The sequence below is a fragment of the Actinoallomurus acaciae genome (genome assembly GCF_042429965.1).
GTDB lineage: Bacteria > Actinomycetota > Actinomycetes > Streptosporangiales > Streptosporangiaceae > Actinoallomurus > Actinoallomurus acaciae.
Genome location: NZ_JBHLZP010001159.1, coordinates 1 through 919 on the forward strand (window position 1 = coordinate 1; position 919 = coordinate 919).

A 919-nucleotide genomic window follows, 5' to 3' on the forward strand; every position below is an offset into this window, starting at 1 on the left:
CCCGGCGGCGACCAGCGCGGCGGCCCCGCCGCTCGACCCGCCCACGCCGCGGTCCGGGTTCCAGGGGTTCCGCGTGGGGCCGTACCGCAGCGACTCGGTGGCGAAGCTGACGACCAGCTCGGGAACCGTGGTGAGGCCCAGCGTGACCAGCCCGGCGGCGCGTATGCGTCTCATGAGGTCCGTGTCGTGGCGCGCGGTCACCCCCGGGATCGCGCGGCTGCCGAGGAAGAACGGCACGCCCTCGGCCATCGGCCCGCTGTCCTTGATCAGGAACGGCACCCCGGCGAGCGGCCCGTCGTCCGCGTGGCCGAGCGCCGGATCGAAGATCGGCAGGGCCAGCCCGTTGACCCGCTCGTCCGCCGCCTCCAGGGCCCGCCGGGCGGCGTCCTCCACCTCCGCGGCGGTGACCTGCCCGGAAGTGATCAGTCCGCGCAGTCCGACCGCGTCGTGGCTCGCGTACTCGTGGAGCTCCACGGTGCCACTGTACGGACGGCCGAATCGCGATATCAGTCGGCATGATGGCTTGTTCCCGTCATCGCGCTGTTCTCGTAGCGTCGCGACCATGACTCCGGGACGACGGACGCTGACGTTGCTGGTGGGAACCCACGTCGTCGACGACCTGTACCAGGGTGCGGTGCCGGCACTGCTGCCCTTCCTGGTCGCCGAGCGGCACTACGGCTACGCGCAGGCGACCGGCATCACACTCGCCGCGACCTTCCTGTCGAGCATCCTGCAGCCGGGCTTCGGCGTGCTGACCGACCGGCGCCGCGCCCCCTGGCTGGTCGGGGCCGGGCTGCTGACCGCGGGCGTCGGCATCGGCCTGTGCGGGCTGGGCGGCGGGTACTGGACGACCTGGCTCGCGGTGGCGCTGTCCGGGGTCGGGGTCGCCGCCTACCATCCGGAGGCGGCACGTGCGGCG

At 73.4% G+C, this 919-nt stretch carries 1 protein-coding gene and 1 pseudogene; one reads left to right on the forward strand and one right to left on the reverse strand.

Going from position 1 to position 919, the window contains the following annotated elements:
• Positions 1-474: amidase family protein (locus tag ACFFNX_RS51320; RefSeq protein WP_378213799.1), on the reverse strand; the 474-nt coding region annotated here is incomplete at its 3' end.
• Between the two features lie 88 nt (positions 475-562).
• Here ACFFNX_RS51320 and ACFFNX_RS51325 point away from each other — a divergent pair.
• Positions 563-919, forward strand: a pseudogene (locus ACFFNX_RS51325) (MFS transporter); the annotation flags it as partial.